General features: G+C 71.8%; 30 protein-coding genes. 13 read left to right on the top strand and 17 right to left on the bottom strand.

The window, feature by feature from the left end; all coding sequences use genetic code 11:
- Window positions 1-7: 7 nt before the first annotated feature.
- Together SD460_RS02055 and SD460_RS02050 are read right to left on the bottom strand one after the other, a co-directional pair.
- Complete coding sequence (locus tag SD460_RS02055) at window positions 8-427, bottom strand: acyl-CoA thioesterase (protein ID WP_290055493.1); 420 nt, start codon at window positions 425-427, stop codon at window positions 8-10.
- Window positions 393-1,232 (bottom strand): AraC family transcriptional regulator, encoded by an 840-nt coding sequence (locus SD460_RS02050; protein ID WP_290055494.1) that lies wholly within the window; start codon window positions 1,230-1,232, stop codon window positions 393-395. Before SD460_RS02050 ends, SD460_RS02055 begins: the two co-directional genes overlap by 35 nt.
- 77 nt (window positions 1,233-1,309) lie before the next feature.
- On the opposite strand from SD460_RS02050, the gene SD460_RS02045 reads away from it, so the two are divergent.
- On the top strand, window positions 1,310-1,777 hold the full coding sequence (locus tag SD460_RS02045; protein ID WP_290055495.1) for a VOC family protein: 468 nt from the start codon (window positions 1,310-1,312) through the stop codon (window positions 1,775-1,777).
- Between the two features lie 24 nt (window positions 1,778-1,801).
- On the top strand, window positions 1,802-2,389 hold the full coding sequence (locus SD460_RS02040) for a pentapeptide repeat-containing protein (RefSeq protein ID WP_290055496.1): 588 nt from the start codon (window positions 1,802-1,804) through the stop codon (window positions 2,387-2,389).
- Between the two features lie 46 nt (window positions 2,390-2,435).
- Here the strand turns inward: SD460_RS02040 and SD460_RS02035 are convergent, their stop codons facing one another.
- A complete protein-coding gene (locus SD460_RS02035) occupies window positions 2,436-5,249 on the bottom strand; it encodes a glycohydrolase toxin TNT-related protein (RefSeq protein ID WP_318305862.1) in 2,814 nt (937 codons plus the stop codon).
- A 223-nt stretch (window positions 5,250-5,472) separates the two neighbouring features.
- On the opposite strand from SD460_RS02035, the gene SD460_RS02030 reads away from it, so the two are divergent.
- Window positions 5,473-6,330 carry a bifunctional methylenetetrahydrofolate dehydrogenase/methenyltetrahydrofolate cyclohydrolase gene (locus SD460_RS02030; protein WP_290059767.1) on the top strand — a complete coding sequence of 286 codons (858 nt, stop codon included), beginning with the start codon at window positions 5,473-5,475 and terminating at the stop codon, window positions 6,328-6,330.
- Window positions 6,327-6,650, top strand: a complete 324-nt coding sequence (locus SD460_RS02025; RefSeq protein ID WP_290059765.1) for a DUF3017 domain-containing protein — start codon at window positions 6,327-6,329, stop codon at window positions 6,648-6,650. Before SD460_RS02030 ends, SD460_RS02025 begins: the two co-directional genes overlap by 4 nt.
- 51 nt (window positions 6,651-6,701) lie before the next feature.
- Here the strand turns inward: SD460_RS02025 and SD460_RS02020 are convergent, their stop codons facing one another.
- Together SD460_RS02020 and SD460_RS02015 are read right to left on the bottom strand one after the other, a co-directional pair.
- A complete protein-coding gene (locus tag SD460_RS02020; RefSeq protein WP_290059764.1) occupies window positions 6,702-7,883 on the bottom strand; it encodes an MFS transporter in 1,182 nt (393 codons plus the stop codon).
- A gap of 183 nt (window positions 7,884-8,066) precedes the next feature.
- Window positions 8,067-8,390, bottom strand: coding sequence for an ArsR/SmtB family transcription factor (locus tag SD460_RS02015; RefSeq protein WP_290059763.1), 324 nt, complete (start codon window positions 8,388-8,390; stop codon window positions 8,067-8,069).
- Window positions 8,391-8,499: 109 nt separating this feature from the next.
- Between SD460_RS02015 and SD460_RS02010 the strand changes: the two genes are divergently transcribed.
- Window positions 8,500-9,678 carry an MFS transporter gene (locus tag SD460_RS02010; RefSeq protein WP_290059761.1) on the top strand — a complete coding sequence of 393 codons (1,179 nt, stop codon included), beginning with the start codon at window positions 8,500-8,502 and terminating at the stop codon, window positions 9,676-9,678.
- Here the strand turns inward: SD460_RS02010 and SD460_RS02005 are convergent.
- On the bottom strand, window positions 9,675-9,863 hold the full coding sequence (locus SD460_RS02005) for a DUF1918 domain-containing protein (RefSeq protein ID WP_290059760.1): 189 nt from the start codon (window positions 9,861-9,863) through the stop codon (window positions 9,675-9,677). The genes SD460_RS02010 and SD460_RS02005 overlap by 4 nt on opposite strands.
- Before the next feature lie 195 nt (window positions 9,864-10,058).
- Between SD460_RS02005 and SD460_RS02000 the strand changes: the two genes are divergently transcribed.
- Together SD460_RS02000 and SD460_RS01995 are read left to right on the top strand one after the other, a co-directional pair.
- The gene (locus SD460_RS02000; protein WP_290059757.1) at window positions 10,059-10,493 is read left to right on the top strand and encodes a TrmH family RNA methyltransferase; all 435 of its coding nucleotides are present in this window, start codon (window positions 10,059-10,061) and stop codon (window positions 10,491-10,493) included.
- Window positions 10,490-11,041, top strand: a complete 552-nt coding sequence (locus SD460_RS01995; RefSeq protein WP_290059754.1) for a hypothetical protein — start codon at window positions 10,490-10,492, stop codon at window positions 11,039-11,041. Before SD460_RS02000 ends, SD460_RS01995 begins: the two co-directional genes overlap by 4 nt.
- Here SD460_RS01995 and SD460_RS01990 read toward each other — a convergent pair.
- Window positions 11,038-11,619 (bottom strand): HhH-GPD-type base excision DNA repair protein, encoded by a 582-nt coding sequence (locus SD460_RS01990; RefSeq protein ID WP_290059752.1) that lies wholly within the window; start codon window positions 11,617-11,619, stop codon window positions 11,038-11,040. The two genes, SD460_RS01995 and SD460_RS01990, sit on opposite strands and share 4 nt — an antisense overlap.
- A 30-nt stretch (window positions 11,620-11,649) precedes the next feature.
- Complete coding sequence (locus SD460_RS01985) at window positions 11,650-12,426, bottom strand: helix-turn-helix domain-containing protein (protein WP_290059751.1); 777 nt, start codon at window positions 12,424-12,426, stop codon at window positions 11,650-11,652.
- A gap of 49 nt (window positions 12,427-12,475) precedes the next feature.
- Between SD460_RS01985 and SD460_RS01980 the strand changes: the two genes are divergently transcribed.
- Together SD460_RS01980 and SD460_RS01975 are read left to right on the top strand one after the other, a co-directional pair.
- Entirely contained in the window at window positions 12,476-12,889 is a 414-nt protein-coding gene (locus SD460_RS01980; RefSeq protein ID WP_290059749.1) for a DUF2000 domain-containing protein, read from the top strand.
- A gap of 84 nt (window positions 12,890-12,973) precedes the next feature.
- Entirely contained in the window at window positions 12,974-13,462 is a 489-nt protein-coding gene (locus tag SD460_RS01975) for a hypothetical protein (protein WP_290059747.1), read from the top strand.
- Here the strand turns inward: SD460_RS01975 and SD460_RS01970 are convergent.
- Genes SD460_RS01970 through SD460_RS01955 form a run of 4 tightly spaced genes read right to left on the bottom strand, consistent with a single transcriptional unit; the run spans window position 13,452 to window position 15,677 of the window.
- Window positions 13,452-14,138 carry a hypothetical protein gene (locus tag SD460_RS01970; RefSeq protein ID WP_290059744.1) on the bottom strand — a complete coding sequence of 229 codons (687 nt, stop codon included), beginning with the start codon at window positions 14,136-14,138 and terminating at the stop codon, window positions 13,452-13,454. The two genes, SD460_RS01975 and SD460_RS01970, sit on opposite strands and share 11 nt — an antisense overlap.
- Window positions 14,135-14,752, bottom strand: a complete 618-nt coding sequence (locus SD460_RS01965) for a class I SAM-dependent methyltransferase (RefSeq protein ID WP_318305861.1) — start codon at window positions 14,750-14,752, stop codon at window positions 14,135-14,137. The genes SD460_RS01970 and SD460_RS01965 overlap by 4 nt, the downstream gene beginning before the upstream one ends.
- A gap of 9 nt (window positions 14,753-14,761) precedes the next feature.
- The gene (locus SD460_RS01960; protein WP_290059739.1) at window positions 14,762-15,142 is read right to left on the bottom strand and encodes a DUF2203 domain-containing protein; all 381 of its coding nucleotides are present in this window, start codon (window positions 15,140-15,142) and stop codon (window positions 14,762-14,764) included.
- Window positions 15,143-15,167: 25 nt separating this feature from the next.
- Entirely contained in the window at window positions 15,168-15,677 is a 510-nt protein-coding gene (locus SD460_RS01955) for a hypothetical protein (RefSeq protein WP_290059737.1), read from the bottom strand.
- Between the two features lie 258 nt (window positions 15,678-15,935).
- Between SD460_RS01955 and SD460_RS01950 the strand changes: the two genes are divergently transcribed.
- A complete protein-coding gene (locus SD460_RS01950) occupies window positions 15,936-17,159 on the top strand; it encodes an NADP-dependent isocitrate dehydrogenase (protein WP_290059736.1) in 1,224 nt (407 codons plus the stop codon).
- A 183-nt stretch (window positions 17,160-17,342) separates the two neighbouring features.
- Entirely contained in the window at window positions 17,343-17,639 is a 297-nt protein-coding gene (locus SD460_RS01945; protein WP_290059734.1) for an SH3 domain-containing protein, read from the top strand.
- Between the two features lie 4 nt (window positions 17,640-17,643).
- On the opposite strand, the gene SD460_RS01940 is transcribed toward SD460_RS01945, so the two are convergent.
- From SD460_RS01940 to SD460_RS01930, 3 genes are all read right to left on the bottom strand, one after another.
- Window positions 17,644-18,192, bottom strand: a complete 549-nt coding sequence (locus SD460_RS01940) for a permease (RefSeq protein ID WP_318305860.1) — start codon at window positions 18,190-18,192, stop codon at window positions 17,644-17,646.
- Window positions 18,193-18,271: 79 nt separating this feature from the next.
- Complete coding sequence (locus tag SD460_RS01935) at window positions 18,272-18,847, bottom strand: TetR/AcrR family transcriptional regulator (protein ID WP_318305859.1); 576 nt, start codon at window positions 18,845-18,847, stop codon at window positions 18,272-18,274.
- A 349-nt stretch (window positions 18,848-19,196) separates the two neighbouring features.
- Window positions 19,197-19,940 (bottom strand): MBL fold metallo-hydrolase, encoded by a 744-nt coding sequence (locus SD460_RS01930; protein WP_318305858.1) that lies wholly within the window; start codon window positions 19,938-19,940, stop codon window positions 19,197-19,199.
- A gap of 91 nt (window positions 19,941-20,031) precedes the next feature.
- On the opposite strand from SD460_RS01930, the gene SD460_RS01925 reads away from it, so the two are divergent.
- Complete coding sequence (locus tag SD460_RS01925; RefSeq protein ID WP_290059725.1) at window positions 20,032-20,838, top strand: exodeoxyribonuclease III; 807 nt, start codon at window positions 20,032-20,034, stop codon at window positions 20,836-20,838.
- On the opposite strand, the gene SD460_RS01920 is transcribed toward SD460_RS01925, so the two are convergent.
- Complete coding sequence (locus tag SD460_RS01920; RefSeq protein WP_290059723.1) at window positions 20,835-21,308, bottom strand: cupin domain-containing protein; 474 nt, start codon at window positions 21,306-21,308, stop codon at window positions 20,835-20,837. The genes SD460_RS01925 and SD460_RS01920 overlap by 4 nt on opposite strands.
- 82 nt (window positions 21,309-21,390) lie before the next feature.
- Between SD460_RS01920 and SD460_RS01915 the strand changes: the two genes are divergently transcribed.
- Entirely contained in the window at window positions 21,391-21,891 is a 501-nt protein-coding gene (locus tag SD460_RS01915) for a MarR family winged helix-turn-helix transcriptional regulator (RefSeq protein WP_318305857.1), read from the top strand.
- Between the two features lie 58 nt (window positions 21,892-21,949).
- On the opposite strand, the gene SD460_RS01910 is transcribed toward SD460_RS01915, so the two are convergent.
- Complete coding sequence (locus SD460_RS01910; protein ID WP_318305856.1) at window positions 21,950-22,678, bottom strand: chitinase; 729 nt, start codon at window positions 22,676-22,678, stop codon at window positions 21,950-21,952.
- Window positions 22,679-22,795: the final 117 nt, after the last annotated feature.

Below are 22,795 nucleotides of genomic sequence, written 5' to 3'. Positions count from 1 at the left end.
ACCGTAGTCAAGCCAGCCCCAGCAGTTCCGGATGTTTGGCCAGCTCCCGCCAGCACGCCGCCGGGTCGCTCACCAGCCGTCGCCGGTCGAAGTCCAGGAGGCCCGACACCGACGTCACCGACGCCACCAAAGTGCCCCCAGGGTCGTGGAACTCCTGCACCACCCGCGAAGTCTTCCCCGTGCCCCACCGGAACGAGCAGCTGACCGACACCTCGCCGCCCGGGGTGAGCTCGTGGTGGAAGCGGACCGTCGTCTCCAGGTTGACCGGGCCGATGCGGCGTGCGGTCAGCTCCGCCAGGTCGATGCCCGCGGCCTGGACGCACGACCAGCGCGCGTGGTCGGCGTACGCCAGGTAAGCCGGGCCGCGGACGTGGCCGTTCGCGTCGATGTCGTCACAGCGCACCGGGATCGTGACCTGGAAAGCCATGCCGCCGATCCTGGCCCGGCGGCACCGGCCGCGTCTGGAACTTTTCGGCCACCCGGACGAGCGCCGCGGGCGAAGACCCCGACAGGCGGCGGCAGTCGCGGCCGAGGTGAGACTGGTCGGCGTAACCGAGGTCCGCCGCGACCGCCGCCAGCGACGTCCGGTGGGCCGCGAGCGGCTCGAGCCGGTGCAGAAAACGCTGGAACCGCCGGATCCGGTGCACCTGCTTCGGGCCGGCGCCGACCGCGTGCACGAGGTGGCGCCGCAGCGCGCGTTCGCTCACGCCCAGTTCGCCCGCGACTTCCGCGGCGCGCACCGAAGGGCGGCCCAGCACGAGGACGGCGGCCAGCACCCGGCGGTCCGGTGTCACGCCCCGGCCCGCGACGAGCGCTTCGAGGATTTCGCGCTGCGCAACAGGATCGGCGGTAGCGGCCAGGGCGTCCTCGGCCCGGCGGGCGCCGTCGCCCCAGAGGTCGCTCAGCCGGGTCGCGCCCGCGGGCAGCTCCGGCATCGGCGTGCCGAGGACCGCCGCCGCGGCGCCGCAGCGCAGCCGGACGCCGACGCGGGTTTCCGACGCCGGGAGCCACATCCGCACCGGAACGCCGACGGTAACGGCCACCGTCAGCGCGGTGCCGTCCCAGACCAGGTCCGCGCAGCCGTCGGGGAGGACGCGCAGCGGCCGCGCCCAGCCGGTGCGCCCGTGCCAGCCGCACGCCAGCACCGCCGCGAGCGCGGGTGGCGGCGCGACCTCGCGGTACACCGACCGCGCCGACGCGGCCACCGCCGTCGGCCGCAGCGGAACTCCCATGGATCCCAGTATGCAGCGGCCGGGAACTGTCCTAATTCCGCAATAACGTCGCCGCCAGCCAACCGAGGAGGAACACCATGGCCAGCCCCGTACCCGCCGGCTACACCACCGTCACCCCGTGGATCATCGGCCGCGACACCGCCGCGCTGCTCGACTTCCTGAAGCAGGCCTTCGACGCCGAAGAACTCGGCCGGGTCATGGGCGAGGACGGGAGCATCGGGCACGCCGAGGTCCGCATCCGCGACGCCGTCGTGATGGCGTTCGACGGGCCCGCGGACTGGGCCGAGACCCCGGCCTTCCTGCGGCTCTACGTGCCCGACAGCGAGGAAACCCAGCGCCGGGCCATCGCCGCGGGCGCCACCGAGGTGACGCGCCAGACGGTGCTGTTCTTCGGCGACCGCGTCGGCCGCGTGCGGGATCCGTTCGGCAACCTGTGGTGGATCCAGACCCGGCTCGAAGACCTCGACGAAACCGAAATGGCCCGCCGCGCGCAGCTGCCCCAGTACGTCGAGGCGATGAAGTACGTCCAGGGTGCATTGCCCTGACGGCCGGTGTGGCACCCTGGGCCGGTGCTGGAGACCGGGGAGGACTACCGCGAAGCGGTGTTGTCGGGGCAGTGGTGGGAAAAGCGCCGGTTCACCGGCTGCGACTTCACCGGGGCGGACCTCAGCGGGCTGCGGACCCGCGGCTGCACCTTCGACGACTGCGTGTTCAGCCGGGCCGACCTCTCGCGCTCGCGCCACGACGCGTCGGCGTTCCGCTCGTGCACCTTCGAGCGGACGGTGCTCGCCGAAAGCCGCTGGACGTCGTGCTCGCTGCTCGGCACGGCGTTCACCGACTGCGGGTTCGGCGGGATCGCGCTCACCGAATGCGACCTCTCGCTGGCGTCGCTGGCGAAGGCGCGGCTGCGCAAGCTCGGGCTGTCGGGGCTGCGGCTGCGGGAAGCCAACCTGACCGACGCCGACCTCTCCGGCGCCGACCTCCGCGGCAGTGACCTGACCGGCGCCCGCCTGCACGGCGCGAAGTTCGACGGCGCCGACCTGCGCGGCGCGCGCCTCGACGCGAACGCCCTCGTCCAGGCCGACCTGCGGGGTGCCGACGTCGACGTCGACACGGCCCTCGCCTTCGCCGCCGCGCACGGGCTCGTCATCCGCTGAACACGCGGGAACCGGCGGCCGGAGCCGCCGGTTCCCGGGGTGACACTCAGTCGACCGGGGGTTCGCCCGGGTCGAGTTCGATCAGGTCGCCCTCGGCGAGCAGTTCCTCGATCGACGCCGGGAGCAGGTACGCCGACCCGCCGCCGGGCTGGTTGAACCACGGGATCGCGACGCCGGCGAGCGTCTCCAGCGGCCGCTGCACCCGGTAGACGTGGTACGGGCGGTTGACCCACTCCGGCACCAGCGACCGCTCGGCGAACGGCGTGCCCGCCGCGTACGTCAGGTTGCCGGCCGGGCCGCCGAAGCGGTCCAGCTCGCTGCCCGCGGGCAGCTCGCGCAGCTCCTTGCCGCGGAACAGCGTCAGCGGCGGCTCACCGGCCATCGGCCCGATCGGCCACTGCTGCTGGCCACCGCCACCGCCGCCGTTGACGGCCGCGCGAACGGGTTCCTGGCGCGGCTGGACCGGCGGCGCGGCCGGGGGCGGGACCGGCGGGACACCCGGCGGCACCGGGGCCAGGACGGTCGGCGCCGACGGCGGTTCACGCCGCGGCGGCGCGGGCGGCGGGGCGACCTGCTGCTGCGCCGGCGGCGGCCCGGCCGGGACCGGCGCGGGCGGGGCGGGCTGGCGCGGCGGGGCCGGCGGCTCGTCGTCTTCGAGGTCGCCGAACAGCTCCTCGGCGCTGGTGAACGCCGTCTGCTCCTGCGGGGGCACCGGCTCGGGCTTGCGGACCGGGTACGAGCCGGTCGCGACCTCGGGCGACAGCGTCGCGACGACCCGCTGCGGGGCCGGCTCGGGCTCGGGTTCCGGTTCGGGCTCCGGCGCGGGCGGCTCCTCCTCGGGCACGTGGCCTTCCGGGTTGAGCAGCACCTTGCCGAGCATGAACGCGGCCGCGTCCTCGGCGTCGCCGAACACCGCGGGGTTGCTGAGCTTGCCGTCGTACCAGCCGACGCGCCAGCCGTCGTCGACCTCCTCGACGCTCCAGCCGTGTTCGGCGGGCTCGCCGAGCTTGTAGCCGCTTTCGGGCACGTCGAGCTCGTCGAGCTTGGTTTGCAGCCCCGCGAGCACCGGGTGGTCCGGGGTCTCCCGGCGCAGCGCCCGGCGGCCCGACCGGGGCGCGGGCGCGGCCGGCTCCGCCTGGGCGGCCTGCTGGGGCGCCGGGGCCTCCGGCACCGGCAGGACGCCGGGGATGTCGGTCTGGGTGATCATCGTCGGCGGGCCCGGGTCGAACGCGGGTGGCTCCTCGCGCCGCGGCTGGAAGGCGTGCGCGTCCTCGTCGTGCCGCCCGCCGGGCTCGTCTTCGTGCCGGGCCTGGCCGGGCGCGAAGGCGTGGGCGGGTTCGTCGTCGTGGTGCGGCTGGTCCTCGTCGTGGGGCTGGAACGGCGACTCCTGGCCGGCCTGGAAGGCGGCTTCGTCGTCGTGGCCGGGCTGGAACGGCGGCTCTTCCTCGTGCCGCGCCTGGCCCGGCGCGAAGGCGTGCGAGGGCTCGTCGTCGTGGCGCGGCGGCTGGAAAGCGGTGTGCGCGTCCTCGTCGTGCCGGGACGCCTGACCGGAGTCGAACGCGTGCCCGGCCTCGTCCTGGGCCGCGGCGTGCTCGCCGTCCCGCGGCTCCTGGCCGTGCCCGATCGGCTGGTCCGGCACGTACTCCGCGGTCTCGTCGAGGTCGGGCACGCGGCCCGGCTCCGGCGACGAGCCGTTCGTCCCGGCGTGCTCGGACTGCTGGTCGTACTCCGCTTCGCCGTACTGGTCGTCCTCGGCGAAGCGGTCGTCGAACTCCTGGTCGTCGTAGCCGTCCTCGGCGTACTGACCCTCTTCGACGTACTCGTGCTCCTCGGCCGGGGCTTCCGGCTCGGCGGGCGCGTGCGCCGCCTGGGGCGCCTCCGCGGGCGCGGGCGGCTGCGGCGGGACGACCGGCGGGACGACGGCGGTGGGCGGCGGGCCCACGGGTGCCTGCTGCTGCGGGGGCGGCCCCTGCGGCGGCGGGCCCTGGGGCGGCGGCCCGGCCGGGCGCTGCTGCGGCGGGGGCGGCGGCTGGTTCCCCCGGGTGAGGTACCCCGCGGCGGCCTGCAACGTCGGCTCGTCGACCGGCGGCAGCTTGAAACCGACCGCGCGGACGTGCTCGACGAGGTCCGGTTCGGGCGAAACGCCGTACTTGTGCAAGTAGAAGTTGACGGCGGCGGGCCAGATCCACTGGCCGTCGCTGTGGAAGGCGACCGGGACGGTGGCCTCCGGCGTCGCGGCCAGCCGGTCGATGTCGTACCCGCGCTCGGGCACCACCAGCGGCGCGCGCTCCAGGTACTCCAGCAGCCGGTCCTGCTCGTCGACCTCGAGGTCGGGCCGGTTGATGACCGGGCGGCCGGCCGGGCCGACGGTGTCGAAGATCCGGGCGATCCGGAAGTGCGGCCCCGGCTGCTCCGGGCCGAGCCCGGACATCCGCCGGATCAGCCACTCGGGCACGTTGTCCTCGGTGCGCGGGAACATCCGCAGCTCGTCGGAGTAGGCCTGCGGCGGCGGCGCGAGGTTCCACACGGGTTCGTCGCGGTTGTACTCGAGGTTGTAGCTCGACGGGTGGTCGAGCTGGTAGCGCGCGTTGAACCACGTCCCGCGGCCGTCGCGGTACATGCCACCGCGCAGCCTGCCGAAGAGCGTGGCGATGTCGTGGGTGGCGAGCCACTCGTGGACCGTGCCGTCTTCGGTCACGATCTCGCCGGTCAGCTCGTGGTACCTCCCGACGGCTCGGTACTCCGCGGAGACCTTGCGCCAGTCGCGCGGGGCGGCACGCAGCAAGGCCAGTCCGATCTGCTTGACCAGGGTGTCCTGCTCGGTCGCGTTCAGCTGCGTCGTCGGTTGTGCCACCCGCACATTTTGACTGCTCGCGCGCGCGTGTGCACCCCGCATGTGGGTTTTGCCGCTCGACCACCCGGCGGCACCCGGTCTGACCTCGCGTGATGCGAAGTGCGGTAGATCACAGCTTGATCGCGGACGGCGTCGCGAATGGACCGTGTGGGGTAGCGGCCAGTCTACGGGCAGCGACCAGTCGCGCCTGGAAGCGACGCGCGGGGGTCGCTTTGCCAGAATGGGCGGCGTGACGGCGAAGATTCTCGACGGCAAAGCCACCAAGAACGCCATTTTCGCGGAGCTCGAGCCCCGCGTCGCGGCCCTGGCCGCGAAGGGGGTGACGCCGGGCCTGGGCACCGTCCTGGTCGGCGACGATCCGGGGTCGCACTCCTACGTGCGGATGAAGCACGCCGACAGCGCGAAGATCGGCATCAACTCGATCCGCCGCGACCTGCCCGCGGACATCACCCAGGAGAAGCTCGAAGCCGTCATCGACGAGCTGAACGCCGACCCGGCGTGCCACGGCTACCTCGTCCAGCTGCCGCTGCCGAAGCACCTGAACCCGTACCCGGTGCTCGAGCGCATCGCGCCGGAAAAGGACGCCGACGGCCTCGCCCCGATCAGCCTCGGCCGGCTCGCGCTGGGTGAGCCCGGCTCCCTGCCGTGCACGCCGTACGGGATCATCGAGCTGCTCAAGCGCCACGGCGTCGAGCTGAACGGCGCGCGGGTCACCGTGGTCGGCCGCGGCATCACCGTCGGCCGCACGCTGGGCCTGCTGCTGACCCGCCGCAGCGAGAACGCGACCGTGACCCTGTGCCACACCGGCACCCGCGACCTCGCCGCCGAGGTCCGCCGCGCCGACGTCGTGATCGCCGCGGCCGGGGTGCCCGGCATCATCACGCCGGACATGGTCGCGCCGGGCGCCGCGGTGCTCGACGTCGGCGTGTCCCACGTGGACGGAAAACTCACCGGCGATGTTCACCCGGACGTGGCCGAAGTGGCCGGCTGGATCTCGCCCAACCCGGGCGGGGTCGGCCCGATGACGCGGGCGATGCTCGTCAGCAACGTCGTCGAAGCGGCGGAGCGCTCGCTCCAAGGCCGATGACGATGACCGAAGACCGGCGGGACGTCGGCGACCGCCGGGACAAGCGGGCCCGGTTCACGCAGCTGCCGTTCGCGCTGGTGCTGCTGGTGGCCGCCGTCGCCGTGCTGCGGATCGTCCAGTACCACTGGCGGGAGGGCGCGGCGCTGATCGGCGTCGCGCTCCTCCTCGCCGGGGTGCTGCGGGCGGTGCTCCCGGCCACGAGGGCGGGCCTGCTGGTGATCCGCGGCAAGGTCGTCGACATCGTGACCTACACCGCCCTCGCGGCGGCGGTGCTCTACGTGGCCCTGACGATCATCGGCGGCCCGTTCGCCTCCTCCTGAACGCCCAAAGCGCCACTTTCATAGGGAAAGTGGCGCTTTTGGGAGTCGCTGTCAGGAAACGAGGGCGAGTTCGCGGCGTTCGGCTTTGGCCTCGCGGCGGTCGAGGGTGCCGGAGACGATCGCCAGCGAGAGTCCGAACACCGCCAGCAGCGCGCCGACCCAGTTCGGGGCGACCAGGCCGAGGCCGCCCGCGATCACCAGGCCGCCGAGGTAAGCCCCGATCGAGTTGGCGATGTTGAACGCGGACTGGACGGCGGCCGACACCAGGGACGGTGTGCCGCCCGCCTTCTCCATGATCCGCGCCTGCATCATCGGGCCGATCATGAACCCGGCGACGCCGACGAAGAAGATCGTGATCGCGGCGCCGACCTTGCCCTGCGCGGTGATCGTGAAGATCCCGAGCACGCAGGCCAGCGACAGCAGCGCCGCGTACAGGCCCGGCATCAGCGCGCGGTCGGCCAGCCGGCCGCCGAGCAGGTTGCCGATCGTCATGCCGACCCCGGCCAGCGACAGCAGCAGGGTGACGTTCGACGGCGAGTAGCCGGCGACGTCGGTCAGCATCGGCGTGATGTAGGACAGGCAGGCGAATACGCCGCCGAGCCCGAACGTGACGATCGCCAGCGCGAGGTGCACCTGCGGCCGCTTGAACGCGCCGAGTTCGCTGCGCAGCGAGGCCTCCGCGGGCCGGCCCTGGTGGGGCACCAGCTTCGCGATGGCCGCGGCGGCGACCAGGCCGATCACGGCGACGACGCCGAAGGTGGCGCGCCAGCCGACCTGCTGGCCCAGCAGCGTCCCCAGCGGCACGCCGATGACGTTCGCCAGGGTCAGGCCGAGGAACATCATCGACACGGCCTTCGCGCGCTGACCCGGCCCGACGAGGCTCGAGGCGACGACGGCTCCGGCGCCGAAGAACGCGCCGTGCGGCAGGCCGGCGAGGAACCGGAACGCGACGCCGAACTCCTGGTTGGGGGAGAGCGCGAAGAGGGCGTTGCCCAGGGTGAACAGGCCCATCATGGCCAGCAGCATGGTCTTGCGCGGCAGCCGGACGGCGGCCGCGGTGAGCAGGGGGGCGCCGATGACGACGCCGAGGGCGTAACCGGAGATGAGGTAGCCGGCGGTCGGGATGTCGACGCCGAAGTCGGCGGCCGCCTGGGGCAGCACGCCCATCATGACGAACTCGGTGGTCCCGATGCCGAAAGCTCCGATGGCGAGCGCGAGCAGCGCGACGGGCACGGCACTCCTTCCAGGGTGGGAAATCGATTACTCAGCCGATCTCTGGATCGGTTCAGTACGGGGGCACAAATAAAGGCAGCCGTTCGGCCCCAGCGCCGTGAGCTGCCTACGGACAGTCCAACAAGGGGAGGGGGTCGTTGTCATCCCGATATCGGGTGACGATCCACACCGTAACGCCGGTGATCAGCGCGGAGCGGCCAGAACGCCGTCGAGCAGGCCCGGGAACAGGGCGTTCAGGTCGTTGCGGCGCAACGAGTTGAACCGGGTCGTGCCTTCCTGGCGGCCGGTCACGACGCCGGCCTGGCGCAGGATGCTCAGGTGGTGGGTGATTGTGGACTTGGTCACCGGCACCGTCAGTGCACCGCACGCGATCTCGGTGTCCGCCGCCGCGAGCTGGCGGACGATGTCCAGTCGCACCGGGTCGGCCAGTGCGCGGAGCACGCCTTCGACGGTGATCTCGTCCAGTCCGGGGTGAACGATCGGCGGCAGCGCGGCGGTCTTGGCCATGCACTCATTGTACGACGACTGTCGAAATTGCGGCAGGCTCGTAGTACGGTGACTGTCGAACTACGACGTTCGTCGAACCAATCCCTGCTTCGCTTGGGGGCCCCAGCCCATGTCCACACCCACGTCCTCGAGGATCTCGGTCCTCGCCTTCGGCGCGTTCGGCGTCGGGACCAGCGGCTACATCGTCGCCGGGCTGCTACCCGCGCTGACCGGCGAGCTGCACGTCTCGGCCACCGCCGCCGCCCAGCTCGTGACGGCCTTCGCCATCGCGTACGCGATCGGCTCGCCCATCTTCGCCGCCGCCACCGGCACCTGGGAGCGCCGCGCGCTGCTGGTCGCCGCCCTCGTCGTCACCGGCGCCGGCAACCTGTTCGCGGCGCTCGCGCCCGGCTACGGCTCCCTCCTGGTGGCCCGGGTGGTGACCGCCATCGGCGCCGCGGTGTTCACGCCGGCGGCGAGCGCGGTGGCGGCCGAGCTGACCGCGCCCGAACGCCGGGGCCGGGCCGTCGCCATGGTGTTCGGCGGCCTCACGGTCGCGCTCATCTTCGGCGTCCCGCTCGGCAGCCTGATTTCGCAGCACCTCGGCTACCGGACGGCGTTCGCGCTGGTCGCGGCGTTCTCGCTGGTGAGCGCGCTGGCCGTCCGGCTGGCGCTGCCCGCCGTCGCCGCGCCGCCGAAGGTGCGCCTGGCCGAGCGGTTCGCCGCGGGCCGCGACCCCCGCGTGCTCGTCATGCTGGCCGTGACGGTCCTCGGCTGCCTCGCCGCGTTCATGGTCTACACGTTCGTGTCGCCGCTGCTGGCCGCGACCGCGGGCCTCCACGGCACGGCGGTCACGATCCTGCTCTTCTGCTACGGCGTCGGCGGCGCGGTCGGCAACTTCGCCGCCGGCCGGGCGACCGACCGCTGGGGCTCGCGCACGCCGCTGCTGGCCGTGACGGCCGCGATCACGGTCGTGCTGGCGCTGCTGCCGATCGCGACGACGATGCCGGTCGCGGCGGGTGTCGCGCTGTTCGTGTGGGGCGTGGCGACGTGGTCGTTCAGCCCGCCGGTGCAGCACCGCCTGATCGAGCTGGCCCCGGGCCACGCCGGCCTGGTGCTCTCGCTCAACGCGTCCGCGATCTACCTCGGCGTCGGCCTGTCCGGCGTCGTCGGCGGCGCGGTCCTCACCTCGGGCGGTCCGCTGCTGCTGCCCGAGGTCGCGGCCGCGCTGACCCTCGTCGCCCTGGTGCTCGTGGGCGCGGCGTGGGGGCGGGTCCGCGAACCCCGGGAGCAGGTCGCGGTCGGCTAATCGGCGCGGGCCTGGACCTCGCAGTCGGGCCCGGGGTAGACGAGCGCCTCGTGCCCGTCGGCGAACCGCACCAGGTAGGGCGGCGCGCCGTCGGGCCCGCGGACTTCGAGGATCTCGCCGCGCTGCTCGACCGCGCCGACCGTCCGGCCGTGCACCTGGATCTCGTCTCCCACTCCTGCGTGCATGGGCTTCACCTCCGCATCCAGGGTAGGAGCGAAATCCGGTGCCCGGTCCCGGCGAACGGGTTAGGCTGCGGGCGTGATCAGCGAAATCGGAGGCGCCGCGCCTCGGCGCCGGTGAGCCCGTCGGTCCGGGTCCGCACGCCACGCGAACTGCGGAAGTCCCGGCGGAGCAACGCGCATTCCTGTTGGGGCCACCTGGTGGCCGCCCCGCTCTGGCCGATGCACGGCGCGAACCTCGGCACCCTGCTGCGCACGTGCGACGCGGTCGGCGCGTGCCTGGCCGTCCCGCGCTTCCCGTGGGTCCCGGAGGCGTTGCGACGCGGCAACACGTTGCGACGCCCGGCCTGCGTGCACTGGGTCCACGACCCACCCGGCTGGCTGGCGCGCGAGCGCGCCGCGGGCACGACGGTGGTCGGCGTCGAGCTGGCGGAGGAAGCGGTCCGCCTGGCCGACCTGCCCGCGGCCCGCGGCCGCACGATCGCCGTGCTGGGCCACGAGGGGACGGGGATCCCGCCGGAGGCACTCGATTCGCTCGACACCGTCGTGGAGATCCCGATGGTCGGCATCGGCGCCAGCCTGAACGTCGCGGTGGCGGGCAGTCTGGTGCTGTACAAACTCGCGGGGCTGGTGTGACGAGTCTGAAGTGGACGGTCGCGGAGAACGCGTCCTGGTGCGATCTGGTCTGTCCCGGGCAGTTCCGCCCCCGTGCGTGGACGAGCCCGGCCCGCACCCCGCGGTACTACCCGGACGCGGTGACCCTGACCCCGGACGCGACGGCCGCCGACATCCTCCCGTACATCGACGATTCCGCGGGCTGCTCGGTGAAGGACAGCTTCGCGACCCTGGACCTGCCGGGGTTTTCGGTGCTGTTCGAAGCGACGTGGCTGGCGTGCGGCCCGGGCGTCCCCGAACCGGGCTGGCAGCGAACGGCGTCCCCGCTGGGCCTATCGGTGGCGCTGCTGTCCCACGGCGAGAACGAGGTCGTGGCTCACCGCGGCGAGGGCGTGGTCGGGCTGTCCAACTTTTCCGGCACGGAAGAGTCTTGGCCGGGCGCGGTCGCGGCGGTGGCGTCGGCGTTCCCAGGCGTCCCGGTGGTCGGCTACGAGCACGGCGACACCCTGCGGGTAGCCCTCGAGAACGGCGCGCGGCCGCTGGGCCCGTTGCGCGTCTGGGTGCGCTAGCCGCTCTTGGCCGCGGCCTTGGCGGCCTTCTTGAACGCCCGCACCTCGGCGAGCGTCTCGGCACTGGTGACATCGGCGATCGACCGGCGTGACCCGCGGTCGCCGTACGCACCGGCCGTTTCGCGCCAGCCCTTCGGCTGAACGCCGCGCTGCTTGCCCAGCAGGGCCAGGAAGATCTTGGCCTTCTGCTCCCCGAACCCCGGCAGCGCCCGCAGGCGCTTGAGGACCTCGGGCCCGTCGGGCTTCGGCCGCCCGTCGAGCCAGATGCCCTCGGTCCGGCCGTCGTAGTTCTCGATGATGTGCTCCGCGAGCGCGTGCACGCGACGCGCCATCGACCCGCCGTACCGGTGAATGGCCGGCGGCACGACGCACATCTCGACAAAGGTCTCGACATCGGTGGCGGCGATCTTCTGCAACGAGAAGCCGTCCATCCGATCGGCGATCTTCCGCGGGCCGGCGAAGGCGTGCTCCATCGGGTACTGCTGGTCCAGCAGCATCCCGACGAGCAGGGCGAACGGGTCTTCGTTGAGCAGCTTGTCGCCCGCCGGGTCGCCGGTGAGATGCAGTTCGCGCAGCATGCCGTCATCTTGACACAGCCGGCGCGCAGGTCAACGAGCCTTCGCGTACCGCGACGGCGTCGTGCCCAGGTACCGCTTGAAGTGCCGCGTCAAGTGCGCCTGGTCCGCGAACCCCGCCGCGGTGGCGACCTCCGCCGCCGGGGTGCCGTCGAGCAGCAGGCGGCGGGCGCGGTCGACGCGGCGGCCGGTCAGGTACCTGTGCGGCGGCAGCCCGAACCGCGCGCCGAAGCAACGGACCAGGTACGCCGGGTGCGCGCCGAGCGTCTTGCCCGCTTCGGCGAGCGTCAGCGCTTCGGGCAGCTTCGCGTCGAGGAGGTCCCGCAGCTCGTCGGCCAGCCCGCGCTTCGGTTCGTGGACCGCCGGCCGGCCCAGGTGCGTGTGCAGCCGGTCGGCCACCAGTGCGAGCCGGCTTTCGGCCTCCAGTGCGTCGCCGGCGTGGGCGAGGGACTCGTGCAGCTGGTGGATGCGGGTCCGCAGCAGGTTGTCGGCGAGGCTCGGCCGGTCCACCGCGGCCCCGATCAGGTCCTCGCCGAGCACCGAAGCGTCCAGGTACAGCACGCGCTTGCGGAAGCCGTGGCTGGTCGCGGCCCGCCCGTCGTGGGCGACGTTCGGCGGCAGCAGCGTCACGGCCGGGCCGAGCGCGCCGTGGTGGTGGCGGTCGAGGTCGTAGCGGATGACGCCGTCGTCGACGATCAGCAGCGTCCACGTGTCGTGCGTGTGCAGCGGGTAGGCGTGCGTGGTGAAGCGGGCGTGGAAGACCTCGGCGATCCCCGGGACCGCCGGCCGCCAGGCTTCGACGTGCGCCATGTCAAGAACGTACAAGACGCGCGGGTGGCCGGCGGACGAGTCTTCGGCCATGAGTTCCTTCGACACGAAGATCGCCGTCCTGCTCCGCGACGACCTGGCGTCCTGGCAGCGGCTGAACGTCACCGCGTTCCTGGTGAGCGGAATCGCCCACGTGACGCCGGAGCTGATGGGCGAGTCCTACCTCGACGCCGACGACACCGAGTACCTGCCGATGTTCGGCCAGCCGGTCATGGTGTTCTCGGGCACGGGTGACGTCCTGACCGCGGCGCACGCGCGGGCGCTCGGCCGCGGCCTGCGCATTTCGATCTTCACCGACGAGCTGTTCCACACCGGAAACGACGTCGACAACCGCGCCGCGGTGCGCGCGGTGCCGGGGGAGAAGCTGGCGCTGGCCGGCCTCGCGGTGCACGGCCCGAAGAACGCGGTCGACAAGATCCTCAAGGGCGCGTCCCTGCACCGCTGAGTAGAAACCCCCTGTACGGCGCCCGGGCGCGCTGTCAGCATGATCGACGTGCTGCGAAAAAGCGGCCGGAAATGGGGAGAATCCGTGAAATCACTGCATCGCGCCGGCGTGGTCCTGACGGCGGCGGCGGGTCTGGGCCTGGCGGTCGTCCCGGTCGCTTCGGCGGATCCGCTGCGAACGGTGGACTACACCTCGGAAGCGGGCGCCTGGCCGATGGTCGGCGACGCCCACTACACGTCTGCGGGCGCCGAAATCAACGTGTGGCAGCGCGATGGGAAGCTGACGGTCGACGTCGACGCGAACTTCGACTACCTGCGCGTCGTGCTGAGCGCCCCGGCGGGGGAAACCCTCCACACCGGGACGTACACGGGCGCGCGCTACCGCGACCAAGACGAGCCGCCGCTGAGCACACCGGGCTTCTGGGCGGTCACCGCCGGCTTCGGCTGCGGCGACGACTACGCGGACTTCACGATCGACCGCCTCGACGCGACCGGCGTGGACCTGACGTTCGTCCAGCACTGCGGCAGCCCGGACGGCCCGGCCACCCGCGGCGAGGTCCACTTCACGGCCTGAGCCGCTCGACCGGCGGCAGCGCCCCGGTGGTCACCCAGGTGACCCAGTCCTCGGGCTCGAACACGCAGTTCCCGGACGACACCCGGCTGGCGTGCCGGCCGAGCAGCTGCACCGCGCGCCACAGCTCGTCGTCGGCGTCGTGGCGCTCGAACACGACCGGGTCCGTCGCCCGGCAGAAGACGCCGGTCAGCGAATTCGCCAGCCGGTCCCGGCGCTGGAGGAACCAGCCGCCGGGATCGGCGGGCGTGCCCGCCTCGCCGCCGTAGGTGCGCCACACGACGGCCGGAGCCAGCCGCGTCGCGAGGTCGAGCGCGTCGGCGGACTCGAAGGTGCAGCGCCTCGGGTCCGGCCAGGGCGGCACCGGCCGCGGCTCGACCCCCAGCGACTTCAGCTCGAAGGCGGCCGCGGCCACCCGGACCCGGTCCGGTGCGAAGAACTCGACCGTCACCAGGCCGTCGCGTTCCCAGCTCCACGGTTCTTCCAGCGCGTGGTCCGCCGACGGCGGCTCGGCCGCTTCCAGCTCCGCCGGATCGGCGGTCAGCTCGAAGACCTCGACGACGGAGACCTCACCCGGCACGAGCCGGTACTCCACGTACGCCTCGAGCCGCAGCGAGACCCGGCTGCCCTCCGTACGGACCTCCGTCAGGTGCCCGTCGGCGAACCGCGCCAGGTTCACGGCGCCGTCGCGTGCACCAGGAACACGCTTCGCACCCGGTCCCCGCCCTCGACGCTGAACGTCCGCGCCGAAACGTCCACGAACCCCGCCGACGAAGCCAGCGCCGCCGCCCCGTCGTCGTCGGTCGGGAACGACAGGTCCCGCGGCACGAAGTCCGCGAACGCGCCCGACGGCTTGAACCGCGCCCCCGAAACGACCGAAAACGCCAGCCGCCCGCCGGGGCGGAGCACCCGCAGCCAGTCCGCGAACGCCACCGCCCCCAGGAAGTGCAGCGAGGACGCGCACAGCACGACGTCGGCCGAGCCGTCCGCCGCCGGCATCGGGACGGCGGGCGCGACCTGCCACGAGATCACCCCGTCCGGGTCCAGCTCAGCAGCCTTCGCGGAAGCGCGGGCCAGCATCGCCGGCGACAAGTCGACAGCCAGCACCCGAGCCGGCTTCAGCCGCAACGCCGCGTACGCCGCGAAGCCGGTCCCGGTGGCTACGTCGAGGACGAGCCCCGGCGCGTCGGGCAGCGGCGAAACGAGCGCCTCGGCCACGGCAGCGTGCCAGGGGTCTTCGTCGTAGTGCTCGGCCGTGCTGTCGAAGAGGGCTGCCCTCGAGTCGTGGTCCACGGACCCAACCTAACCGGGCCCACCAACCGTTTTCAGCGGACGGCGGCCGGCGAAGCCCAGGTCGGCGCGGTGGTACCAGCTCAGCTCGCGATCACCCTCGAGCCAGCACAGCAGCACGTCGGTGCCGTCGAGCTCGGCCGGGAAGTCGACCAGCAGCGGCGCGAACCCCTTGAGCTCGGCGCCGGTGCGCTGGACCGTCGTCATGAGGTCGTCGAGGCGGGCCTGCGCGGCCTTCCACTCCGGCAGCCCGCCCAGCTCGGTGCCCCGGCCGCCCGGGCGCAGCGACGCGGCGAGCTCGGCCGCGTCGGCGCGGACGCGCACCAGCTCGTCGAGGACCGGCCGCAGCCGCGCCAGTTCGTCACGTGCTTCCGCGACGGTGAACAGTCCCATCCGCCGATTTTGCCACCGGCGTGGTTCAGCTCTCGCGGCGCCGCCGCACCAGCGCGTTGGCCAGTCCGCTGCCGACCAGCAGGAAGCCCACGCCGAGCAGCCCGCCGATGAAGAGGAAGTCCATGACGCCGTACGCGATGTCGCTCTTCGGCATCAGGTTGACCAGCCGGAACCCCCATTCGGGCACCGCCATCGCGGCGACGCCGGGCAGCACGCCGTAGATCAGCCCGCCCAGGATCGGGCCGACCGCGGACAGCGCGCCGAGCGCGGCGACGACCAGCAGCAGGATCGCCCCGCCGGCCAGCAGCGCGATGCCCAGCGGGTCGCGGTTGGTGCTGAGGGTGGCTTGGATCAGCTGCTGCTGGCGCAGCCCGCCCCAGCTCAGCAGCCCGAGGGCCACCGGCGTGAGCACCAGCCCGCCGAGCGCGCTGACGACGTGCGCGCCACCTCGGCGCGGCCGTTCGTCGAGAACGTCGGTGCTGTCTTCGTAGTCTTCGTAGTCGTCTTCGTAGTCGGCGTACCGATGGGTCGACATGGCCGTCACCTCCCGCATGATGAGTTCACGGGTGGCATCGTGCCTTGGTTCACCCCCTCGGCGCGACGCTCGCTCGGCGAGCGGTCGGCTGAGCCGAGCGGTCGGCTCAGCCCCGTGAGCTGTGCCACAACACGCGGGTGGAGACTTGATACCGGCCACTACTGGAACCATCCAGCTCGGTCAAGCAGTACGCTTGTACCGCTACCGGCGAGACTTAAAAGAAGAACGCGAAGATCCGCGGAAGGAGCACCGCTGCTCATGGCCAAGATCAAGGTCCAGGGCACCGTCGTCGAACTCGACGGCGATGAGATGACCCGCATCATTTGGCAGTTCATCAAGGACAAGCTGATCCACCCGTACCTGGACGTGAACCTGGACTACTACGACCTGGGTATCGAGGAGCGGGACCGCACCGACGACCAGGTCACGGTCGACTCCGCGAACGCGATCAAGAAGCACGGCGTCGGCGTCAAGTGCGCCACGATCACCCCCGACGAGGCGCGCGTCGAAGAGTTCGGCCTCAAGAAGATGTGGCTGTCCCCGAACGGGACGATCCGCAACATCCTCGGCGGCGTGATCTTCCGCGAGCCGATCGTCATCCAGAACATCCCGCGGCTGGTGCCGACGTGGACGAAGCCGATTATCATCGGCCGCCACGCCCACGGCGACCAGTACAAGGCGACCAACTTCAAGGTCCCCGGCCCGGGCAAGCTGACCGTCAGCTACACCCCGGACGACGGCTCCGAGCCGATGGAGTTCCAGGTCGCGCAGTTCCCCGAGGGCGGCGGCGTCGCCATGGGGATGTACAACTTCAAGAAGTCGATCGAGGACTTCGCGCGCGCGTCGCTGCAGTACGGCCTCGACCGCGGCCTGCCGGTCTACCTCTCCACGAAGAACACCATCCTCAAGGCCTACGACGGCCAGTTCAAGGACGTGTTCGAGGAGATCTTCCAGAACGAGTTCAAGGCCGACTTCGACGCCAAGGGCATCTCCTACGAGCACCGCCTGATCGACGACATGGTCGCCGCGGCGATGAAGTGGGAGGGCGGCTACGTCTGGGCGTGCAAGAACTACGACGGTGACGTCCAGTCCGACACGGTCGCGCAGGGCTTCGGCTCGCTCGGCCTGATGACGTCGGTGCTGCGCACGCCGGACGGCCGGACCGTCGAGGCCGAGGCCGCGCACGGCACGGTCACCCGGCACTACCGCCAGCACCAGCAGGGCAAGCCGACGTCGACGAACCCGATCGCGTCGATCTACGCCTGGACCCGCGGCCTCGAGCACCGCGGCAAGCTGGACGGCAACCAGGAGCTGATCGGCTTCGCGAACACGCTGGAGCAGGTCGTCGTCGAGACCGTCGAGAGCGGCCAGATGACGAAGGACCTCGCGCTGCTCATCAGCAAGGACCAGCCGTGGCAGACGACCGAGGAGTTCCTCGCGACGCTGGACGACAACCTGGCGAAGAAGATCGCCCAGGGCTGAGTCCCGCTGCTTGAGAAGCCCCCTTCCCGATTCGTCGGGAAGGGGGCTTTTCGCATGCACGGTGTGTCACCGCGGAGTGACTTGATTGGCGCCTCCGGGTGGTTGCTGCGTACGGCGCTGTCGGTCCGGGTAAAGGATTGCCTACCCTTGGCGGGGGACGGGGCTCGCGTGATGGAGGAAGGCATGTCGAAGAAGACTCTGCTCATCTTGGGCGCCATCGTCCTGGTCATCGTCGTGTACGTCATGAACACGGACAAGCAGGCTTCGGGCGCTTCGGCGACCGGCTGCAAGGTGACCGTGACCGCGGACGTCTTGAACGCCCGCGAGACAGCGGACGGCAACGCCAAGATCGTCGGCAAGTACCTCCGCGACGCCCAGTTCGACGCGCTCCCGGGCGTCCAGAACGGCTTCCGCAAGGTCGCCGACGACAAGTGGGTGGCGGCCGCTTTCACCCAGCCCGTGGAGGGCTCCACCTGCTGACCGCTCAGACGCCCAGCAGGTCGGCCGCCAGAGTGGCGACCCCGAAGGCGGCGGCCGACAGACCCAGCGTGCGAGCCCGCTTCGGATCGCGTTTCGCGGCAGCACGCCAGTAGAGGCCGGTGCCGATCGCCAGCATCAGAAGTTCGACGACGGCCGAGACGGCGGGCAGCCGCCAGAGCCCGAAGCCGAACGTGGGCAGGTCGCCGGCGTTGCCGGGCAGGATCGGCAGGTCGGCGCGGTGCACGACGAGGTCGAGCAGCCAGTGCGAGAACACGACGCCGCTGAGGATCAGCCCGGCTTCGCGGCCGAGCTTGACGGCCGCGACGCCGCCGAAGAGCACGGCGAGCACGAGCGCTCCGACGAGCGAGTGCGTGTAGTCGGCGTGGATGACGCCGCCGCCGTAGCCCGCGCCGTCGACCGTCTCGGCGCCGCTCAGGTAGAGCGGCACGAACACGACGTCGAGCCACGCGGTGGCAAGCATGAGCGTCCAGACGGGGATCGACGGCCGGCCCGCCTTGACGGCGGCGGCCAGCCCGAAGTGGCCGGTGATCATCTGCGAACCCCCGTCCAGGGGAAGCGGGCGTCGAGCACGCCGAGCCCGACGGTGAAGAGGAGTACGGCGAGGATGAAACTCATGGTGTCTCCGCGTAGTCGACGAGGCCTTGGACGAGCATCTTCTTGAGCACTTCGAAGCTTTCGCCGACGTCTTCCGGGCGTCCGAAGCCGCCGGAGGCCTCGAGCCCGGCGAAGCCGTGGACGGCGGCGCGGATGCAGCGCGTCGCGTGCACGGCCTGGCCGTGGTCGAAGCCGAACGGCCGGAGCACAGCGAAAACGACCTCGGCGACGGCGTGGGTCGCGGTGCTGAGCTCGGCATCGGTTTCGTTCGGCGCGGTGACGAGCGCGTGAGTGCGGCGCGGGTACTGCCGCAGGTAGCCGCGGTAGGCGTCGGCCAGTGCGGCCACGGCCTCCGCGCCTTCGCGGCCGGTCACGGCGGCGCGGAGGGTCTCGGCCATTTCCTTGACGACGCGGAGGTCGATGAGCCGCCGTAGGTCAGCGAGGTTCTTCACGTGCTTGTAGAGGGAAGGTGCGGCGACGCCGGCGCGTTCGGCGATCTTGGCGAGGGTGAGGGCGTCAGGACCGGCTTCGTCGACGACGGCGATGGCGAGACTGACCACCGCGTCGGTGGTCAGGCCGGCTCTAGGGGACATCTTGGCTACTCTGCATAGCTTTAAAGCTAAGGCTCATAGCTTGGCGGGTCAAGGCACGGTTTTTGTCGGTGGTGGGTGCTAGAACTGATCACGTCGAGAACCGCAGGTGGCGGCCCATGGTCGCGGGAGAGGAGGCACCGTCCGGGGACGGGCGACAACTGAATGCGGCACGAGCCGGGCGCGACGTCCGCGAGGTCTCCAGGGGGAGTCTCGCGGGCAGTGGGAGCCGGGTCGGTGCGGCGCTGATCGGTGCGGCTGCGATGGCGAGGCCCGCAATGGTCGAACCTGGGGAACGCGCTCGGACGGGGGTCGGAGCGCGAGGGGAGGGCTGCGGTGGGCTCCGACGGGGTCAGAGTGCGATCGTGAGGTCCTCCTCCGCGACCAGCACCTCGCCGGCGAACTCGGCGCGAGCCTCCTCGGCCGCGGCGGCCCGATCGGTGCCAGGCCAGAAGTGGGTCAGCAGCAGCCGGCGGGCCCCGGCTGCCGCCGCCCAGTGGCCGGCTTCGGTGGCGGTCATCAGGTAGCGGGGTTCTCCCTCCGCCGGTGGGGTGCGGAGGGTGGCGTCGCAGATGACCAGGTCCGCGTCGCGGCCGAGCTCGGCCAGCAGCGGCGACGGTCCCGTGTCTCCGGTGTACGCCACGGTGAGCCCGGGCGCGCTGAGGCGCACGCCGAAGTTCGGCTGGTGGTGCGGCAGCAAATACGGCGTCAGGCGGAACGGCCCGACGTCGGCCGGGACGCCGAGGTCGTGCACGGCGAACAGCTCCGCCGGGTGCGGCCGCGGCTCCAGCGCCTCGAGCCGGCGGACAGTGCCGGGCGTGCAGTGCAGCGGCAGGCGCTCACCGGGCGGACCGGTGTAGTGCCAGGCGCGGCCGAGCGCGCTGACGTCGGCGCAGTGGTCCGGGTGCTCGTGCGTCACGACCACCGCGTCCGGCAGCCGGCAGTGCGCGAACAGCCGCGCGGCGGCGCCGTAGCCGAGGTCGAGCACGACGTGGAAACCGTTGTGCGACAGCAGGAATCCGGCGCACGCCCGGCCGGGTTCTGGCCAGGCGCCGCAGCTGCCGAGCACGGTCAACCGGCTCACGGCGTCGCTCATGCGCGGCAGTCTGGCAGAGCGCGCGCGGCGGCGCGGAACGGTTTTCGCCGACCGGCCCCGATGGTCCGGACGCACCGGCCCGGCCGGTAGCGTGCGAGGCGTGCTGACCGTCTCCACCGTGAACGTCAACGGCCTGCGTGCCGCCGCCAAGAAGGGCTTCGTCGAGTGGCTCGCCGCCACGAAGGCCGACGTCGTCTGCTGCCAGGAGGTACGCGCCACCGCGGAGCAGCTCCCTGCGGAGGTCGTCGAGCCCGAAGGGTGGTTCGTGGCGCACGCGCCGTCGGCCGTCAAGGGGCGCAACGGCGTCGCGGTGTACAGCCGCGTCGAGCCCGACGAGGTGCGCGTCGGCTTCGGCGAGCCCGAGTTCGAGGACAGCGGGCGCTACCTCGAAGTCCACCTGCCGGGCGTCGTCGTCGCGAGCCTGTACCTGCCCAGCGGCGAGGTCGGTACCGAACGCCAGGAGGAGAAGGAGCGCTTCATGGCCGCGTTCCTGCCCTACCTCGTCGAGCTGCGGGCGAAGGCCGCCGCGGACGGGCGCGAAGTCGTGGTCGTCGGCGACTGGAACATCGCCCACGACACCATCGACCTCAAGAACTGGCGCGGCAACCGCAAGAACTCCGGCTTCCTGCCCGAGGAACGCGAGTGGCTCGGCCGGGTCTACACCGAGGCGGGCTACACCGACGTCCAGCGCCGGCTCGACCCCGAAGGCCCCGGCCCCTACACCTGGTGGTCCTACCGCGGCCAGGCCTTCGACAACGACTCCGGCTGGCGCATCGACTGCCAGCTCGCGACGCCCGGACTGGCCGAGAAGGTCGTCGAGGTCGTGGTCGAGCGCGCGGCCGCGTACGACCAGCGCTGGTCCGACCACGCGCCGGTCACCGCGACCTACGACATCTAGGCCGCGCGGGCCGCGCGCCAGGCCGCGCTGTCCACGAAGTGGTTGTCGAACCGGTCCTGCGTCGCCAGGATCTCCGCCGGCGACGCCTCGCCCCGCCGGATCCGGTCGATCATCCGGAAGTACTCGAAGCGCTCGACACCGGGCGTGAACACGATCAGCACGTCCGCGCCCGACCGTTCGGTCGCCCCGAACGCGTGGGTCGTGTGCGGTGGCACGAACAGCATGTCACCCGTCCGGACCGTCACGACGTCGTCGCCGTTCAGCACCTCCAGTTCCCCGTCCAGCATGAAGAACATCTCGGCCGACGAGGTGTGGAAGTGCGGGGTCGCCCCGTCGCGCCCGCGGCCGAGGGACGCGCGGTTCGTGCTCAGGTGCCCGCCGGTCTGCGAGACGTCCGCGAGCAGGGTCATCGTGTCGGGGGTCGAGCCGAGCTGCTCGGCTTCGTCGTGGCGTACCAGCAATGTCGTCATGCCCAGGATGGTTCCACGCCTGATAGTTCGCTGTCAAACTATCAGGCGACGAATAGTGCTGGCGTCGAATAGAGTGCGGGGTGTGAGTGACGAAGACGCCGTCGACGCCGTCGTGTCGGCTTGGCACCGCGAACGCCCCGACCTCGACCTGACCGCGATCGGCGTCGCCGGCCGGATGGGCAGGCTGGCGCTCGTGCTCGGCCCGGCCCAGGAGCGCGTGTTCGGCAAGTTCGGCCTGCAACGCGGGGAGTTCGACGTCCTGGCGGCGCTGCGCCGGTCCGGGAAGCCGTACACGCTGATCCCGTCCGAGCTGTCCGCGACGCTGATGATGTCCCGCGCCGGCATGACGAGCCGCCTCGACCGGCTGGAGAAGGCCGGTTTCGTCGAGCGCGCGCTCGACCCGAACGACCGCCGCAGCTTCCGGATCCGCTTGACGGACGAGGGTTTCGCCGCCGTCGACGCGGCGATGACCGAGCACACCGCGAACGTCTCCGAGCTCCTTTCCGGACTGTCCGGAAAGGAGCTGGGCCTGCTCGACGACGTCCTGCGCAAGCTGCTGGAAAGCCTCGAATCCCCAGCCTGACGACGAAGAAGGGCCTCCCCGGCAGCACGCCGGGAAGGCCCTTCTCGCCGCGCCCGGCTCAGCAGGACAGGTTGCTGCCCGCCGGGACCCCGAGGATCCCGGTGATCTGTGTGTACTTGTCGATCCGGCTCTGCACCTGCGCGGGGTTGCCGCCGTTGCACTCGATGGAGCCGTTGATGCTGCGGATGGTCTCGCCGAACCCGCGCTGGTTGACCATCGCGTCGTGCGGCGTCATGGTGCCCGGCCCGGTCTGGGTGTTCCAGTACCAGAGCCCGGTCTTCCACGCGACGGCCGAGTTCTGTTCGACCTGGTACGGGTTGCCGAGCAGGTCGATGCCGAGCGCGTCACCGGCGGCCTTGTAGTTGAAGTTCCAGCTGAGCTGGATCGGGCCGCGGCCGTAGTAGGCGGCCTGGCCGGCCGGGCAGCCGTAGGACTGGCTCGCGTCGCAGTAGTGCGGGTAGTTCGCGGTGTTCTGCTCGACGATGTAGACGAGCCCGCCGGTCTCGTGGTTGACGTTCGCCAGGAACGCGGCCGCTTCCTGCCTCTTGACCGTGTCGTCGCCGGTGTTGGCGAAGCCGGGGTAGGCCGACAGCGCGTCGGTCAGGCCGCTGTAGCTGTAGAAGCTGTTGCGGTTCGGGAAGATCTGGTTGAACTGGGCTTCGCTGACGACGAACGACGCGTCCGCCGCGGCGGACGCGGTGGTGGCCGGCAACACGACGGCGGCGGCCGCCGCGGCGAGCGCGCTCACCGCCACTCCGGTGCGCTTCAAGAACCGGGTCATCGACATTCGGGACTCCTCTTGATCACGCCGGTCGTGCGCGGTCCGACCGAGCCGAATGGGCTACTCCAAGAGGTATAGACCAATCACTATTGAGTGAAAAGTTTTCCGAATAAGACGACGCGA

Origin of the sequence: Amycolatopsis solani (assembly GCF_033441515.1) — a bacterium.
GTDB lineage: Bacteria > Actinomycetota > Actinomycetes > Mycobacteriales > Pseudonocardiaceae > Amycolatopsis > Amycolatopsis solani.
Note: the sequence above shows the minus strand (reverse complement) of the source record. Positions and strands in the feature narration are given on the sequence as shown.

Bases quoted from the DNA above. Each gene is read 5' to 3' on its own strand.
- SD460_RS02010 (WP_290059761.1), top strand. From the start codon at position 8,500: ATGTCCACACCCACGTCCTCGAGGATCTCGGTCCTCGCCTTCGGCGCG.
- SD460_RS01930 (WP_318305858.1), bottom strand. From the start codon at position 19,940: ATGAGCGACGCCGTGAGCCGGTTGACCGTGCTCGGCAGCTGCGGCGCC.
- SD460_RS02025 (WP_290059765.1), top strand. From the start codon at position 6,327: ATGACGATGACCGAAGACCGGCGGGACGTCGGCGACCGCCGGGACAAG.
- SD460_RS01985 (WP_290059751.1), bottom strand. From the start codon at position 12,426: ATGGCGCACGTCGAAGCCTGGCGGCCGGCGGTCCCGGGGATCGCCGAG.
- SD460_RS01950 (WP_290059736.1), top strand. From the start codon at position 15,936: ATGGCCAAGATCAAGGTCCAGGGCACCGTCGTCGAACTCGACGGCGAT.
- SD460_RS02015 (WP_290059763.1), bottom strand. From the start codon at position 8,390: ATGGCCAAGACCGCCGCGCTGCCGCCGATCGTTCACCCCGGACTGGAC.
- SD460_RS01980 (WP_290059749.1), top strand. From the start codon at position 12,476: ATGAGTTCCTTCGACACGAAGATCGCCGTCCTGCTCCGCGACGACCTG.
- SD460_RS02055 (WP_290055493.1), bottom strand. From the start codon at position 427: ATGGCTTTCCAGGTCACGATCCCGGTGCGCTGTGACGACATCGACGCG.
- SD460_RS02045 (WP_290055495.1), top strand. From the start codon at position 1,310: ATGGCCAGCCCCGTACCCGCCGGCTACACCACCGTCACCCCGTGGATC.
- SD460_RS01960 (WP_290059739.1), bottom strand. From the start codon at position 15,142: ATGGGACTGTTCACCGTCGCGGAAGCACGTGACGAACTGGCGCGGCTG.
- SD460_RS01955 (WP_290059737.1), bottom strand. From the start codon at position 15,677: ATGTCGACCCATCGGTACGCCGACTACGAAGACGACTACGAAGACTAC.
- SD460_RS01920 (WP_290059723.1), bottom strand. From the start codon at position 21,308: ATGACGACATTGCTGGTACGCCACGACGAAGCCGAGCAGCTCGGCTCG.
- SD460_RS01990 (WP_290059752.1), bottom strand. From the start codon at position 11,619: ATGCTGCGCGAACTGCATCTCACCGGCGACCCGGCGGGCGACAAGCTG.
- SD460_RS01910 (WP_318305856.1), bottom strand. From the start codon at position 22,678: ATGTCGATGACCCGGTTCTTGAAGCGCACCGGAGTGGCGGTGAGCGCG.
- SD460_RS01935 (WP_318305859.1), bottom strand. From the start codon at position 18,847: ATGTCCCCTAGAGCCGGCCTGACCACCGACGCGGTGGTCAGTCTCGCC.
- SD460_RS01940 (WP_318305860.1), bottom strand. From the start codon at position 18,192: ATGATCACCGGCCACTTCGGGCTGGCCGCCGCCGTCAAGGCGGGCCGG.
- SD460_RS02050 (WP_290055494.1), bottom strand. From the start codon at position 1,232: ATGGGAGTTCCGCTGCGGCCGACGGCGGTGGCCGCGTCGGCGCGGTCG.
- SD460_RS01945 (WP_290059734.1), top strand. From the start codon at position 17,343: ATGTCGAAGAAGACTCTGCTCATCTTGGGCGCCATCGTCCTGGTCATC.
- SD460_RS02005 (WP_290059760.1), bottom strand. From the start codon at position 9,863: ATGCACGCAGGAGTGGGAGACGAGATCCAGGTGCACGGCCGGACGGTC.